9 protein-coding genes are annotated in these 16071 nt (G+C 56.3%); 8 read left to right on the top strand and 1 reads right to left on the bottom strand.

Annotation, left to right across the window (positions count from 1 at the left end; translation table 11 throughout):
* Positions 1-13 precede the first annotated feature (13 nt).
* The 6 genes from urtC to EDD52_RS18355 all read left to right on the top strand — a co-directional run bounded on the left by urtC (position 14) and on the right by EDD52_RS18355 (position 7539).
* Complete coding sequence (gene urtC, locus EDD52_RS18330) at positions 14-1144, top strand: urea ABC transporter permease subunit UrtC (RefSeq protein WP_132247678.1); 1131 nt, start codon at positions 14-16, stop codon at positions 1142-1144.
* A gap of 5 nt (positions 1145-1149) precedes the next feature.
* A complete protein-coding gene (gene urtD, locus EDD52_RS18335; RefSeq protein WP_132247680.1) occupies positions 1150-1902 on the top strand; it encodes an urea ABC transporter ATP-binding protein UrtD in 753 nt (250 codons plus the stop codon).
* 16 nt (positions 1903-1918) lie between these two features.
* The gene (urtE, locus tag EDD52_RS18340) at positions 1919-2608 is read left to right on the top strand and encodes an urea ABC transporter ATP-binding subunit UrtE (protein WP_132247682.1); all 690 of its coding nucleotides are present in this window, start codon (positions 1919-1921) and stop codon (positions 2606-2608) included.
* Positions 2609-2631: 23 nt separating this feature from the next.
* Entirely contained in the window at positions 2632-3861 is a 1230-nt protein-coding gene (fmdA, locus tag EDD52_RS18345) for a formamidase (protein WP_132247684.1), read from the top strand.
* Positions 3862-3935: 74 nt separating this feature from the next.
* Positions 3936-4265 (top strand): FmdB family zinc ribbon protein, encoded by a 330-nt coding sequence (locus EDD52_RS18350; RefSeq protein ID WP_132247686.1) that lies wholly within the window; start codon positions 3936-3938, stop codon positions 4263-4265.
* A 241-nt stretch (positions 4266-4506) separates the two neighbouring features.
* Positions 4507-7539 (top strand): hypothetical protein, encoded by a 3033-nt coding sequence (locus EDD52_RS18355; protein ID WP_132247688.1) that lies wholly within the window; start codon positions 4507-4509, stop codon positions 7537-7539.
* A gap of 246 nt (positions 7540-7785) precedes the next feature.
* Here the strand turns inward: EDD52_RS18355 and EDD52_RS18360 are convergent, their stop codons facing one another.
* Complete coding sequence (locus EDD52_RS18360; RefSeq protein ID WP_243652008.1) at positions 7786-11838, bottom strand: PEP/pyruvate-binding domain-containing protein; 4053 nt, start codon at positions 11836-11838, stop codon at positions 7786-7788.
* A 542-nt stretch (positions 11839-12380) separates the two neighbouring features.
* Here EDD52_RS18360 and EDD52_RS18365 point away from each other — a divergent pair.
* Together EDD52_RS18365 and EDD52_RS18370 are read left to right on the top strand one after the other, a co-directional pair.
* The gene (locus EDD52_RS18365; RefSeq protein ID WP_132247690.1) at positions 12381-13277 is read left to right on the top strand and encodes a PhnD/SsuA/transferrin family substrate-binding protein; all 897 of its coding nucleotides are present in this window, start codon (positions 12381-12383) and stop codon (positions 13275-13277) included.
* Positions 13278-13282: 5 nt separating this feature from the next.
* A complete protein-coding gene (locus EDD52_RS18370) occupies positions 13283-15580 on the top strand; it encodes a response regulator (protein ID WP_243652009.1) in 2298 nt (765 codons plus the stop codon).
* Positions 15581-16071: the final 491 nt, after the last annotated feature.

Below are 16071 nucleotides of genomic sequence, written 5' to 3' on the forward strand. Positions count from 1 at the left end.
GCCGGAGGCCATTATGAACACCACCTCTTTCAAACAATCGTTCCTGACGCCCCGCGACATGATCGGTTACGCCCTGCTTGCCGCGGTGATCTTTGTCATCTTCCCGCTGCTGCTGGAGCCCTTTCGGCTGAACCTGTTCGGCAAATACCTGACCTATGCTTTCGTCGCCGTGGGGCTGGTGCTGTGCTGGGGCGTCGGTGGGATCCTGTCACTGGGCCAGGGCGTTTTTTTCGGCCTTGGCGGCTATTGCATGGCGATGTTTCTCAAGCTCGAGGCATCTTCGCCTGAAAACACCGCCATCCAGTCGACCCCCGGCATCCCCGATTTCATGGATTGGAACCAGCTCTCCGCCCTGCCTTGGTGGTGGGAACCGTTCAGCTCTTTCGGGTTCACCCTGTTTGCCGTGATCGCCGTTCCGGTGGCTTTCTCCTACATCATCGGGGTTGCGATGTTCCGGCGTCGCGTCGGCGGGGTCTACTTTGCCATCATCACGCAGGCCATCGCCGCGATCCTGACCATCCTGATCATCGGGCAACAGGGCTTCACCGGCGGTGTCAACGGCATCACCGATCTGCGCACGCTGCACGGCTGGGACATCCGCACCGACAGTGCAAAGACCCTGCTGTATTTCGTTAACGGCACGCTCCTGTTCGCGGTTCTGCTGGCGGCACAGTTTGTTCGCCGGTCCAAGCTCGGGCGCCTTCTGATCGCCATGCGTGATCAGGAAGACCGCGTGCGCTTTTCCGGCTATGACGTGGCGAATTTCAAGATCTTCGTCTTCTGCCTGGGCGCGGCCTTTGCGGCGATTGGCGGGGCGATGTTCACCCTTCAGGTCGGCTTTATGTCGCCCAGCTTTGTCGGGATCGTCCCGTCGATCGAGATGGTGATCTTTGCCGCTGTGGGCGGACGCCTGTCCATCCTTGGCGCCGTCTGGGGCACGCTTCTGGTCAACTGGGCCAAGACCACGCTTTCGGAATCCTTTCCCGAACTCTGGCTGCTTGGTCTGGGCGCATTGTTCATCGCCGTGGTCATGGCGTTCCCCAACGGATTGGCCGGCGTATGGGCTGAACAGGTGGAACCGCGCCTGATGAAACTTCTGCGCCGCGATTCCAAGGCCGCAGCCCAAACCACCCCCGCGGAGTAACCCCCATGCTGGATGTGACAAACCCGAACTACGTGCTGATGGTCGAGGGGCTGACCGTATCCTTCGACGGCTTCAAGGCGGTGAACGATCTGTCCTTTTACGTCGAACCCAATGAATGCCGTGTCATCATCGGCCCCAATGGTGCCGGCAAGACCACTGTGCTTGACCTGATATGCGGCCGCACAAAGGCCACCTCTGGCAACGTCGCCTTCAAGGGCCAGGACCTGCTCAAGATGCGAGAGGACCAGATCGTGCATGCCGGCGTCGGCCGCAAGTTCCAGACCCCCAGCGTGTACGAGGATCTGTCGGTCTTTGCCAATCTCGAACTGTCCTTCCCCAAGGGGCACGGCGTTTTCGGCGCGCTGTTTTTCAAGCGTGACGCAGAGGTGCGCGAGCGCATTCAGGAAATCGCCGAGATGATCTTTCTGGGTGACCAGCTTACGCAGAAGGCCGCGTTCCTGTCGCACGGCCAAAAGCAATGGCTGGAGATCGGGATGCTTCTTATCCAAGACCCCGAACTTTTGATGCTGGACGAACCCGTTGCGGGCATGTCGGTGGCCGAACGCAAGAAGACCGCTGAGCTGCTGAACCGCATCATCGCCGACCGGTCAGTGATCGTGATCGAACATGACATGGGCTTTGTCGCCGACATCGCGACGCGGGTGACCGTTTTGCATCAGGGCAAGGTGCTGTCCGAAGGGTCGATGGATCACGTCCAGAACGACCCCAAGGTCGTCGAAGTTTACCTCGGCCACTGAAACAGGAGCGCTGAACATGTTGAATATAAACCAACTCCGGTCTGCTTACGGCGAAAGCGAAGTGCTCCACGGGCTGAACCTTGATGTCGCGCCTGGAGAAATCGTGGCCATCATGGGTCGTAACGGCATGGGCAAGACAACGTTGATGAAATCGCTGATGGGGATCGTTCCTGCGCGCTCTGGTTCCGTCGCCATCGACGGGCATGACGTGACAACGGACAAGCCCCATCAGCGCGTTGCCAACGGCATCGCCTATGTGCCGCAGGGTCGGATGATATTTTCGTCGATGACCGTGCAGGAAAACGTGGAAACCGGTTTGACCGTCACCGGCGAACGATCCGTGCCGAAGGATATCTACGAGCTTTTCCCGGTCCTGCTGGAGATGAAGTCCCGCCGCGGGGGCAACCTGTCAGGCGGGCAGCAACAGCAGCTCGCCATTGCCCGCGCGCTGGCCTCCAAGCCCAAGGTCTTGCTGCTGGACGAGCCGACAGAAGGCATCCAGCCGTCGATCATCCGCGAAATGGCCCGTACGCTGCGCCGCATCCGCGATGAAAAAGGGCTGAGCATCGTCGTCTCAGAGCAGGTCCTGTCCTTCGCTCTGGACGTGGCTGACCGCGTCATCGTTATCGAGAATGGCCAATTTGTCCATGACAGTCCGCGCGACGGCATCGACGAGGCCCGCGTATCCAAATTCCTTTCCGTCTGAACCAACCACAGGGAGTCCAAACCATGGCTGACACGCTTATTTCCGTCGATCTTTCGGAAAATCCGCACACGAATGAAAAGGTGCACAACCGCTGGCATCCCGATATTCCAATCGCTGTCTGGGTGGAACCGGGTGACGATTTCAAGATCGAGACCTACGACTGGACCGGCGGGCAGATCGCCAATGATGATGATGCCGCCGACGTGCGTGACGTCGAGCTGGAACAGGTCCACTACCTGTCCGGTCCGATCGGTGTCAAAGGGGCAGAGCCGGGCGATCTGCTGAAGGTTCACATCCTTGATATCGGCGCCAAGGAAGAGATGAACTGGGGTTTCAACGGCTTCTTTTCCAAGCAGAATGGCGGCGGTTTCCTGACCGAGCATTTCCCCGAGGCGCAGAAATCCATCTGGGATTTCCACGGCATGTTCACCTCGTCCCGCCACGTGCCGGGTGTGAAATACGCAGGTCTCATCCACCCCGGCCTGATCGGCTGTCTTCCGGATCGCAAGATGCTGGATATGTGGAACACCCGCGAAAAGGCCCTGTTCGACACCGAGCCTGACCGCGTGCCCCAGCTTGCGGCACTGCCCACAACGCAAGCTGCCCATATGGGGGCGATGCAAGGCGATGCACGGGCCGCCGCTGCAGCCGAAGGCGCCCGGACCGTGCCGCCCCGTGAACATGGCGGCAACTGCGATATCAAGGATCTTTCGCGCGGGTCGACCTGCTATTTCCCGGTCTATATCGACGGCGCGGGCCTTTCGATGGGCGATCTGCACTTCAGCCAGGGCGATGGCGAGATCACTTTCTGCGGCGCCATCGAAATGGCCGGCTGGCTGCATATCCAGGTGGAACTGATCAAGGGCGGGATGGAGAAATACGGCATCCGGAACCCGATCTTCAAACCTTCGCCAATCACGCCGAAATACGATGATTACCTGATCTTTGAAGGGATCTCTGTCGACGAGGATGGCGGTCAGCACTATCTGGACGTGCATATCGCCTACCGTCAGGCCTGCCTGAACGCGATCGAGTATCTCAAGAAATTCGGCTACACCGGGGCACAGGCCTATGCGATCCTCGGGACTGCGCCTGTGCAGGGGCATATCTCGGGCGTTGTGGATATTCCGAACGCCTGCGCAACACTCTGGTTGCCGAACGAGATCTTCGATTTTGACATCATGCCCGGTGCCGATGGCCCGACGAAGCACCTTGATGGTTCGGTGGACATCCCGCTGGCCCCGGATCTGTAACCCAGAGCGTCCAATTCGCTGTGGGCGGGCCATGTGTCCGCCCCGGCAGTCTCTTTCCGCGAAGGATACCGCCCATGCCCTATTACGACTACCAATGCGACACCTGCGGCCCATTTACCGAACTCGGCAGCATGGCGACGTTTGACCAGCCCTGTGCCTGCCCCGACTGTGGCGCCTCGGCGCGCCGCGTGCTGCTTCAGGCCCCGATCCTTGCCAATATGGACAAAGCCCGCCGCACGGCTTTTGCCACGAACGAACGCGCCGCGCACGAGCCGAAATCCACGCGAAGCCACGGGCCGGGCTGCGGGTGCTGCTCTGGCAAGAAAAAACCCAGCCGCACATTGCACAGGCCGGACGGATCAAAGAGCTTTCCAACGGCCCGTCCATGGATGATCTCTCACTGAAGGTTTCGCCGGAATTTGGCCCAGTGTGCCGCAGCCAGCCCCTGTTGTTTCTGCACCGATGAAGCACTGAACACGCAGTTCGGCTGGATATTGCGTTGACGAAGACATGAGTGGGTGTAGCGATAGTCTGGCGCTTAGCGGGGTGGGTGCCTGTTATCGAGATAATTTTTCTCAATCGTACGGTTTATACGAATCGCTTTTAAGGAGATGATGGGCCGCATTATTCAATCGGAGTTTGATAATGCGGCATCTCGTTTCCTTGGCCCTCGCGTCTTGCCTTTGGTCGCCGATGGTCGGACCTGCCGCCGCGTTCGAGAAGGATGCGCAAACCAACGCAGCCCATCTTGCAAGCTTGCCTTTGCCCAGCAGCCTGCCGCTGATCGATTACGAAAACATTCTGTTCCCGTGGATCGCCAAACGCGAATACGCGGCGCTTGGCTGGCACCGGGACAAAGGCTGGCGCGACACCGGCCCGTTTGTTTTCAACATGAGCTTCGGCATCCATCCGGCCGTGCGCATGTACTACTCGCCCGAGGTCATTTCCTGGCTTGAGAATGGCCGCGAAGGGGAGATCGCTGACGGTGCGATTATCATCAAGGAGATGGCGACTCCGCCCGCGGGCCCTTACAACGAATACCGCGCTCAACTGGTCGAAAAATACAAAGACGATCCGGCACGGGTCGAGGAGGAAATGGCAGAGTACACCTACTCTGCGGGCGGTCTGAACTGGACCGTTCTTGTCAAGGACAGCAAGCTTTCACATGGCGGGTGGTTCTTTGCCTCGGTCTATTTCGCGGATGAAAAGACCATGAAGGCGCGCAGCCCTGTCATTGACGAATTCAAACCTCCCTACAGCCCGCCGCTAGGCGCAGGGGGGGACGGGATGTGCATGCGCTGCCATGCCTCGGCGGCAGAAGAGCTGATCTTCGCAGCGCTTGAGAATGTCGAAAGATATCCGGGTGAACCGGTGATCTACCGCGTGGACGAGAGTTGGCGAGATCTGCCCAGACCGCAAAAGCCCGCCTTCGGAGCGTCCCTGGCGGACATGATAAAATCCTATGTCGATGATGCGCATGATCCGGCCGCGATGCGCGCGGCACATGTTGCGGCAGCGACAGCTTCGCCCGTAGATGTGAACCCCGCTTTCAAAGAGATGTTTCCGCCCGAAGGGGGGATTGATGTCCCGCCCGCAAAGCTGCAAACCCTGCCCAGCGAATGGCTGGATCACGTGCCCGCCCGCCCGGACGACACCCAGCATTTCCTGACGTCGGACAATTGCATCGGCTGCCATGGCGGTCTGGGCGGTGCGCCATCTGGTGTCACGATGTTCATCAAGAGCGGCCCGGAATATGGCGAGGGTTACAATATTTCGGAATACGGCGAATGGCGCTGGTCCCCGATGGGGCTTGCCGGGCGGGACCCGATCTTTTTTGCGCAGCTGGAATCCGAATTTGCGTTGCTGGAACAAGCCGGGGCAGGGGACTTGTCGGACAATCTCGGCACGACCTGCCTGTCTTGTCACGGCGCGATGGGGCAACGCCAGTTAGAGATTGATGCCCACGCAAACCCCGAGATGGGGCTTGAAGGCAATGTCTTCAAACCTGAATACATCCTGCTTCACGATCCGCTGACAACAGCTCAGCTGGAGCAACAGATCGCAGATGGCACCTATCCCTACCACGAATATGGCAACCTCGCGCGCGAGGGCATTTCATGTGCGGTATGCCATCACATCGCGCCGCCAGAACAGGCCAGCGGGCAGCCCGCTTATAACAAACTGGACACCTATCTGATGAACGGGACGACGGGTGTGTTCCGGACCAATCCGGCTGACGAGTTGATCGGGCCTTTCGCGGATGTGCGCCAAAAGCCGATGGAGAACGCGATGGGCATAACGCCCGTGCATGACGCGTATATCAAGGACAGCGAGATGTGCGGCGCCTGCCATACGATCAATCTGCCCAATGTGGATGCGCCAACCGATGCGCCGCTACCCGGCTTCACCGATGCCGAACAGGCCATTCTGAACCAGGCGGCAAAGAACGCCGTGGCGTTTCTGTCTGACCAATATGGTGCAACCTATCGCGAACCTTTGGTCCAGTTTCAGCATTCCGTCGAACAGGCGACCTTTCTTGAATGGCAGAACAGCGAATTCGCTGATCCGGGCACGGCCAAGTCCTGCCAGGATTGCCATATGAAGGGGAATTTTGAGTCCCTGGACGGCAAGATCAAGATCGACAGTCTGACCACGCAGATCGCCTCGATCCAGGACAGCAACCTGCCCGAAGTGGCTAATTCCTTGCCCCATTCCGAAATCGATGTCCCGTTCAGAGATGACTACAAACGCCACAGTTTCGTCGGGTTGAACGCGTTTATGGTCGAGATGTTGTCGCAGTTCGATGAGGAAATGGGCCTTGGTCCCAAGGATCCAATGACTTATGCCACCAACGGCGCGCAGCTTTCCATCGACACGATGATGTTGCAGGCCCGAGACGAGACGGCAGATGTCCGGATCGAAAGCCTGACGGGTATGGATGGGGGGTTGGAGGCCGTCGTCAGCGTTGACAACAAGACAGGCCACCGTTTGCCTTCCGGCGTGGGGTTTCGGCGCGCGTTTTTGGAGGTGAGGGTCACGGATGCCAGTGGCGCACAGCTGTGGTGCTCGGGGTGCACGAACGGTGCGGGCGTGATCCTGGGACCTGACCACCTGCCACTGGAGACCGAGTTTCTGGACGTCGTGCCGGAAGGTGCCAGCGAGGCGCTCTACCAACAGCATCACGATGTGATCGATAGTCAGACGCAGGTCCAGATCTACGAAGAGCTGACACAGAATGCCGAGAAGGAGTTCACAACAAGCTTTGTCCACCGGGTCTACCACCCAAAGGACAATCGCCTGTTGCCCTGGGGCGCGGCTGTGCCCGGGACACCCGCCTTCGAGCAAAGGTTCGGGACCTCCGAGGTGACCGCCGCTTTCATGAAGGCAACCATGCCCGAGGGTCGCGCCGAGCACGATAAAGGCATCTTGGCCGGAAAGGACGCGCTCACATACAAGATCACTCTGCCCGAGGGCGTTGATCCGAGGAGCGTGACGGTATCGGCAACACTCTTTTCCCAGGCCATCCCACCCTATTATCTGAGACAGCGGTTTGAGACAGCCCCGACTGGCCCAGCGACCCAGCGGCTCTATTTTTTGGCAAGCCGATTGAAAACCGAAGGGACCGCGATTGAGAATTGGAAGCTGAGGGTACAAAGCGACAGTGCCCAGCTTCGCTGAGGCCTCGTTCGGCGGGATGGGCGGGGAGCATTTCCACAGGCCCGTTCTGGAAAGAGTGGGCGTAACGGTGTTGGCTGACTTCTATCCAGCAATGTGTCTTGTGAGCCTCCGGCAAACCCGGCGCGGTTTACATAAGCGCTACCGGCCACCAGTGCTTCAACAGTGCAAGGTCCAATGTCGGACTGGCAGTCAAACGGAGCCAGTCAGATGGGGCTGCTCATCGGTAAGCCATAGCTACCGCAAAAGTCACGCGGTTCGACGTTTTTGCTCTCCCTTCACATCGATGGTGACAATCGAACCATCGAGGCCCGCGCGCACCATCATGCCGTCTCGAAGCTCGTCGAGGCCGGTACATTTGACGTGCATCAGGATTCCCTTCTCTCGCGCGACGATTGCCATATGGCTTAGCCAACCGCCGACTTCGCTCAGCACCCCGCCAGAGCGCTGGACATATGGAAGCCACGCCGGGTTGATCATCCGGCAAACGATAATATCCCCGTCCACGAACCCGGAAAATGCATCGGCAGCCGTGGCGTTTTCATCGTGGACCACGAACACCCGGCCGGTCACTTCGCAGCTTCCTGATACGCAAGTACCGCCAAGAACCGCCGTTTCGGCCAAGCCATGAATGGGTGAGGAAGCAGACAAACGTTCACAGTCCCGTAATGTCAGTGATGCCTGTTTCGGAGCGAACACGAGCAGAGTTTCTTGCCGGTCTTTGCGTATCTGAGCTTCAACTTTTAGGGCTTCAATATCTGTGGTTCCAAGACTGAGAAGTTCGTCCATTTCCAGTTGAAAAATGCGATCTGACAGCCCGGTCTTCTCAGACAACGCTAGGACAGCGCGCCGGATCTGAGCAACGATACTTAGTGATTCATGCTTTGCTTGTTCTTTCAGGTCCTGAAATGTGACCGCAAGATCGACGGGGTCGGCGGGCTCTGTCGTTAGATCATCGGCGAGCCTGAGCGTCGACGGCGTCGCGCTGTCCAATAGGGACCAAAGCAGATCAGGGGCTTCGTTATAGCGAGGCGTGCTCAACTCGTAATCATAGGTCGCTCTGTGACCCATCAATGCCATCAACGCACGTTTCTGAGCTTTGCCCTTGAGGGCGGCACAATCGTTTATCAGGTTGATCGGGGCATGATGCAGAACCGGGTGCATCAGTCGGTTGTACGCATCGGGGTCTCCCTTGGAGTATGTCTCGGCCTCGGTCATTGTAAAGCTAGCCAAGATATTGATCTTCGCGGCCTCGACATAGATGTCGCGAACCAGCTTTTCGTGAAGTTGTTCGATGCTTTCGACGATCTTTTTCTGCGTCATGGCTGTGAAATCCATCGCCTGCCAGACGACCATATCTTCTCGCAATGCCGGGATCGTTTCTTCGCGGAACCGGGTGATCAGGGCAGCCGCTTCTTTGCGCAGTTGGCGCGCTTTGCCATTAGACACATTCAAGGCCAACAGCGCTTTCAGATCGCAATCGACGTAGGTCAGGCCAAAAAGTGTGGTCAGGTGACCGGGACGCCCTTCTGGCAGATTGTAATTCACGCCTAACTGACGGCAGGCGATATCAACACTGCCCCCGGCGGCCCAGAGACTACCCATGAGCGAAAACGACAACGGTGTTGGTCGGGGCAGGACCTCGGACATCTCGTCCCGCATCAGGATCACGTCATTAGGATCGGCGTCCTTGAAATCGTTGAAGATACGCTGCCATTCATCGGTGCGCACCTGTTCGGAAGAATTCCCACCGGCCAACGAGGTGATATCGCGGCTTTGGACGATCTGGAAACTGCCTTCGGAATAGACCCATTCGATATCCTGGGGCCGCCCGAAAATAGCCTCGATCTTCTGTCCCAGCTCCAGCAATGGTGTCAGGTCAATCGGCGCGTGGCCGTCGCCGATTGCCGACTGGGTGTAACGCCCAAAGCGCAGGCTTTGGGGTGTCACGCGTCCCGAAACAAGGTCTTCACCACAGCCTTTTACCAACTCCACCATTGCCAAACCTGGGGCAGCCGGATCTTGGGTGAAGAGTACGCCAGCGTACTCTGCGTCCACCATGTGCTGAACGAGGATGTTACCATCATGGCCTGCCGCACCCGGCGCGTCATAGCTTGCAGCCCGCGCGGACGAGAATGATTGGGCGACCGTATCAAGGGCCGCGCGCATCCCGCCCTCACGTACTTCCAGAACGCTTTCGAAGACGCCTGCGAAACTTTGGGTGGCCCCGTCTTCACCAGCGGCAGAGCTGCGAACGGCGCATGGCTTTTTGCCCATCATACGCCAGATCATCTGCGCGAAACTTTTCTTTCGTTCGCCAGACATTTGGTCATAAGCCAACAGTGCATCTGTCTGGATCACGACCCCGTCCGGCACTGGAAGGCCTGCATTCTTCAGAACCGACAGGCGGTAAGATTTGTTGCCGCTTTCAGTCAATGCCACCGTGTGATCGAGTGGGGCCACACCGCCCAAGAGCTTGCGGACCTTCCAAAGCTGCCATTTATGCAAACTCTCACGGACCAGTTTTTGAATGGCACCGGTAACATAGGCGCGTTGCAGCAGCAAAAGCGTCAGGCTTGTGCAGAGGTACATGTTGCCAGCGGCACTTAACCGGAAGACGAGGCCGAACATGAGGGGTGCTCCGATCAGCCAACACAAGGCTGCCTGCCGCGGGGTTTTCGCAACAGCCCAATGCAGATAAATGCCCGCCAAAACCGTGAACATAATTGGCCAAGCATAAGCCGGATCGGGCTGTCCCAGGTTTTCTGTCCAGAGGAAGGGCAGAGACGTTGCACCTGCGGCCTGCTCCACCGCGCTTAATCCGAGCATCATGATCGGCAGGAAGAGCAGCGCCGCGAGGTTCCGCAACGGAGTTAGCCCCAACTTTGCATAAAACTGCTGTACTGCCCGCGCCTTGCGTGCTGGATCGTGTTTCAAGCTGTCTTTCAGGGCTTTCAATTCATTGGCATGTTTTGAAGCTACGATTTGGTCCCGCTCAGATTTCAGCGCGATTGGCAAAATCATGATGCGTGACAAAGCCGACAAAGCGAGCAGGGCCAGCACGAAATGTGACCGTTCGCCGATCCAAAGCAACGCTGCGGCCAACCCGTTCACTCCGATCTGCCAGAACGAGGTCTGCTGTTCGGCCAGCCATTCCTGGACATGGGGCTTGGGTTCCGGGGCGTCGAAATATTCCCACGGCGTTGTGTACCGACCGAGGAAATCGATGCCCGCCTCACTGATCTCCAACCCAAGAACCTGCGACATGAAGCAGCTTCTTCGGTCATAGCAAGCGGCAATCGTCGGTTTGTTTTCCAACGCAGCAATCCGTCGTCTCAGCTCATCCGTCGGCAGCGCCCGAATGGGAATGTTGATCGCGCCGGGTAGATGCCCTGAAGAAAATTCACCGGGGTAGCGGGTGTCGACGATTTGCAGGTTTTCGTCGGCTTTAAGGTTCACGAAATCTGACGTGCTCAGCAGAGTATCCTTGTTCGGAAATTCGGGGATCGCCCTGAGGTCGCTAAGCGTGTTGACGTCCTTGTCACTGAAATCGCGCCCTTCAACGATCCACTTCTCGATGCCGCCTGCTATGAACCGGCAATCGATACCGCGCGCGGCCAGTTCCGCGCAGGTTTCGCTGCTGCGGTTGCCGTTATGGCAAAACAACACCACACTTTGACCGGCCAGCGGGATATCTGACTGCAGAAAATCGGGGAAGCGAACATGCTGCGCACCGGGCAGAGTGCCCATCCTGTGTTCGCCGGTTTCCCTTACATCGAAGAAAAGAACAGGTGCGTTCCCATCAGCGTCGTTCAACAGGCGTTCGGCCTCATCTGTGCTCAATGCGAGCGGGCTTTCCGCCTGTGTGGAATAGCTGGTCTCTTTGAGATCTGTGTCTTTGATCTCTGTCCCGTCAAACTGTGCAGGCCGAACCAAAGTAGCCTGCAGGCGTGCCAATTCTTCGGATTGCTGTGAGCGATATTGCCAGATGTTGAGCGCGCCAAGCGTGGCCGCGAGCATGAACAAGACGGCGAACAGCCAATTTGGAGCGCCCGCTCGACTTTGCCCCGCCTTGGGAGCGAACCCGCATCGCCGTGCGATCAGCGCACCAGCTCCTGTCATCGCGGCAAACCCAACGGCAAATACCTGCGACAGTGAAGATACTGACCCAATCACCAGTTCAGGCGATGGAATGGCCAGAGCGAAACTTGGAGTCAATGTCAGGAATGCGAGAAGCGCAAGTAGGTGCTTCCTGCGGAAACGACCAAGGGCAACAGATCCGATTTTTGCAGTTGTAGCCACTATCCGCACCATCCTTCATTATTCAATTCCATCCAGCCATTAAACGTGGGTTCTGGTTAACAGTTGATGTATACCAATCAGTTAGACGCCAGTTTCCTGATTTTGGGATCTGGATTGGTGGCGACACTGAATGGTTCGCGTGGATCAAAATGCGGTTGCCATCGTGCGGTCTGTGACTGCTGTGCGTCTTGAATCTACCTCTCGATTCGGAAGTGGAGTTGACGCCGCAACGAGGAGTGCGCGGTTGAAATCACTCGTCGAATGCTATTGCTCTGTTGGTGCTGCCTTGGTTGGGCGCTTCACGCGTTCGACCTGACTACTCCCATTGAAAGAGCAGTGGTTGCCAAGACGCCACCCCCCGGTTTTTCAGTGCCTCATCCTCGCCCTCTTGCTCATAAGGAGACACTTCCGTGAGGGACACTGCGGAACTCTGGCAGAACGAAAATCGCCAGTTAATAAATTCTTCTTTTTGATCTGCGACGAAAGACACGGTGACATCTGCGTGCGCCGGTATGCGCACATGACAATACTAAGGAGAACGAATGAAAGGCACTACCTTCAATCACTTCGAACGTTGTCGGCTGCGCGATTTAACCAAGACGCATTTGGGTCGCCTGCTCGCGACTGTTGTGCTGGCAACAACGCTTGCGTCGCCGACCGTGGCAGACATCAATCTGGTGTTCGGAACCTACGCCGCCGACAAGCCGACGGCTACCGTGAAGAAGTACAAATCCTTCCTGCACTACCTCGGTCAGGAAATGACCTCGATTCTGGGTGAGCGGGTCAAGATCAGGATGAAGATCGCAAAGGATTATGAGACGGGCATTGACCATCTCGCAAATGGGATAGTGGATTTTGCTCGTTTCGGCCCGGCATCCTACATTTCAGTCCGTGATCGCAACAACGGCGTCCAGATCATCGCGATGGAATCTATCGGGGGCAAGAAACGGTTCAAGGGGATCATCGCAGTACATGCAGAAAGCAGTTTCCAGACGCTTTCAGACTTGAAGCGGCAGAGCTTCGCCTTCGGCGACCAACTATCGACAATAGGTAGATACCTTGCCCAAAGCCATCTTATTGACGCTGGTGTGACCAGCCATGAGTTGAGCGGGTATGATTATCTGGAACGACATGACCGGGTTGGTGCCGCGGTCGGGGCTGGCAGGTTCACCGCGGGGGCACTGAAGCAAAGCACATTCGATGAAATGGTCGAAGCAGGCGTGCCGATCAAGATCCTGTATGAGTTTGAAAACGTCACCAAACCTTGGATTGCTGCGTCGGATATGGGTCCGGAAATTCGCGACGCGATGCGCAAGGCAATGCTGAATACCACCGATCCCGCAATTTTGAGCGATATTGCCAACGACGGATTTCTGGACGGATCTGACGCGGACTACGACTTCATTCGCGAAGCCATTCGCCACAGCAAGATGTTCTGATCAACATGTTGGGTGATCGCATCAGAAAGTTGGGAATAAACGCCCAGATCTCACTTTCGATGGTATTCGCAGCGATTCTCGTGACGTTCCTCGTTGGAGAATACGAGCGCCGGGCAGAGACCGGCCGCATGAACGAGGATCTGCTTGCTCAGGCAAACATGACCGTCTCGCTTATAAGCGGATTGATGATTGAACCCATCATCGTTCAGGACACCCCAATCCTCGAATCCGCGATGGGAGAGGCGTTGCTGAGCAACCCGAGACTGTTGGCGTTATCAATCAAAGACGATTTCGGGAACGTCATCGCGCACACAACGCGCGAAGAGCTCTTTGACAGAGCGGATGTTCGCCGCTTCACGCGTGACATAGTCGTAGAAGGCGAGCCTTTCGGAATGATGGAGGTAGATTGGTCTACCGCCGAGGGGAAAGCCTTGATTGATGCAAATGTCAGACGAACACGTCTCACTATAGCGCTGACCGTCTTGGTCCTATCGGCAATTTTTTTGCTGCAAACCAACATCTTGGCCATGCGCCCGTTGCGGAACATTCATGACAGAATGTCGGCTGTTATCATTGGTCGGCCACATGTAAAAAAACCACTTGCGTCCTTTGTTTCTCAGGAATTCAGTGCGCTCGATTACTCTGTTACAGTGCTGCAGAACACCTTTGCTGAGAGGGATGAGCGCGAACGGGCGCTCGAACTCGCGAAGGAAGCCGCTGATAGTGCAAACAAAGCAAAGTCAAACCTCCTCGCAAATATGAGCCATGAGATTCGGACACCCATGAACGGTGTCATTGGCATGGCCGAACTGATCCTGGAAACAGACCTGGATCAGGATCAACAGCTATACGCCGAGACGATTTCGAAATCCGGCGCTGCCCTTTTAACGATAATTAACGACATTTTGAATTTTTCGAAAATAGAATCTGGAAAGATGGAGTTGGAAACAGCCCCATTCGACCTTCAGGTCGCACTCGAAGACGTTGTGACGCTGCTTTCAACAAAAGCCAGCGAAAAATCAGTTGAAGTCAGCTTGCGATATGACCCTAGTCTGCCAACTGTGTTCGAAGGCGATGTCGGTAGGCTACGACAGATCATCACCAACATCGCTGGAAACGCTGTAAAATTTACGCTTGAAGGATATGTCTGCATAGACGTTACGGGGACAAAGAACCTTGGTAAATACGATCTGCGCATCGATGTGAAAGATACAGGTATAGGAATCCCACCTGATCAGATTGATGGCATTTTTGAAGAATTCGAGCAGGTGGACAGTGATCGAAACCGCCAGTTCGAAGGCACGGGTCTTGGATTGGCGATATCCCGGAAACTTGTCGCGCTGATGGGTGGTCGAATGGGTGCTACGTCTATACAGGATTCCGGATCGACCTTCTCTATCTACATTTCTTTGCCGACCAGCGACAGCGCAGACACCGGTACTAACGGGAGTGACCTCAAACTTGCGGGCCTCCGCGCGCTCGTTGTCGACGATTTAGTCGTAAATCGAAGAATTCTGTCAGAGCGTCTAAATAGTTGGGACATGTCCGTTGTTTTGGCGTCGTCCGGGGCCGAAGCTTTGAAAACACTCAAACAACCCTCTCAGTCCTTTGATCTTATCCTGCTGGATTTTCAAATGCCGAATATGAACGGTGCCGAACTGGCGACGGAGATCCGCGCCCTTAGCCGATTTGAACGCACTCCGCTCATCGTGTTGTCATCCGTCGATCAGTCAATAGATTTGGCAACCCGGTCCGCGCTTGGCGCTTGCGAAGTTCTGCTCAAACCAGTGCGTTCAAAGCATTTGCGTAATACCATTGCTAAGTCGCTTCAAATGCACCAAAGAGCCGATCCAATCTCTGTCCTTATCGATGAAGAAGAGCCGAAATTTCACCACCTGAACATACTTGTGGCCGAGGACAACACAACAAACCAGCTAATAGTTAAGACAATGTTGAAGAGTTCCTCCGTCTCGTTGACCTTCGTTAGTAACGGTCTTGAAGTCGTGGAAAAATTTTCTGAAATCAGCCCTGATTTGGTGCTCATGGACATGTCGATGCCCAAAATGGACGGTGTCGCCGCCACGCAAGCCATCCGGAAGTTGGAACGTGAACGCTTGACTGGCCATTGTTCGATCGTTGCATTGACAGCGAATGCTATGAGTGACGATCGTGATCGTTGCCTGGCAGCAGGAATGGACGATTTTTTGACGAAGCCGATCAACAAGTCAGCGTTGTTAAATGTGCTTCAGAAGTGGGGAGCGCGGCCTGTGCCGCGAAGTGACATCCTTGTGCAAAGACATTGAGAGCTTTAGCTTTCGAGCCCGTCACGCTTGATCAGCATTGAATTGAAGTCTCCTATTCGTCGTTATCAGGCTGCGAGTTCGCATAGTCCCGCGTATGACGTTGGAAGCGGCGGCAAGTTCTGGTTTGGCTCGATCGCGAGATGATACGGTTCTTAGCGCGACTTGGTTGGTTTGGGCGGTTGGGCCATTCGCCTGATCCGCAGTCCGAACACTAGATCGAACGGAGCTGGCACTCTCTTGTAACACCCCCATGTGGAAGACAGAAATTTTTTGGAAAATGTAACAAATCCGCATAAGCGCGGATCGCACTTGTTCTCAAGCAGTCTGAGGGTCGTTCTGTCGTCGTCGAAGAGGTCACCAACTCGCGAGTGATCTGTGAAGGTTGGAAGTTGAACTGTAACCGCCCGGTTTAGGCCGCCTTGCAATCTTCGGGCGGTGCTGGTGTCCAATTCCAAGGAAGCAATTCGTCGAGCCGGTTGATTTTGTGATCG

The organism is Primorskyibacter sedentarius (genome assembly GCF_004342065.1).
GTDB lineage: Bacteria > Pseudomonadota > Alphaproteobacteria > Rhodobacterales > Rhodobacteraceae > Primorskyibacter > Primorskyibacter sedentarius.

Coding starts and splice junctions, on each gene's coding strand:
- EDD52_RS18355 (WP_132247688.1), top strand. CDS start 4,507: ATGCGGCATCTCGTTTCCTTGGCCCTCGCGTCTTGCCTTTGGTCGCCG.
- EDD52_RS18365 (WP_132247690.1), top strand. CDS start 12,381: ATGAAAGGCACTACCTTCAATCACTTCGAACGTTGTCGGCTGCGCGAT.
- urtD (WP_132247680.1), top strand. CDS start 1,150: ATGCTGGATGTGACAAACCCGAACTACGTGCTGATGGTCGAGGGGCTG.
- EDD52_RS18350 (WP_132247686.1), top strand. CDS start 3,936: ATGCCCTATTACGACTACCAATGCGACACCTGCGGCCCATTTACCGAA.
- urtC (WP_132247678.1), top strand. CDS start 14: ATGAACACCACCTCTTTCAAACAATCGTTCCTGACGCCCCGCGACATG.
- EDD52_RS18370 (WP_243652009.1), top strand. CDS start 13,283: ATGTTGGGTGATCGCATCAGAAAGTTGGGAATAAACGCCCAGATCTCA.
- fmdA (WP_132247684.1), top strand. CDS start 2,632: ATGGCTGACACGCTTATTTCCGTCGATCTTTCGGAAAATCCGCACACG.
- urtE (WP_132247682.1), top strand. CDS start 1,919: ATGTTGAATATAAACCAACTCCGGTCTGCTTACGGCGAAAGCGAAGTG.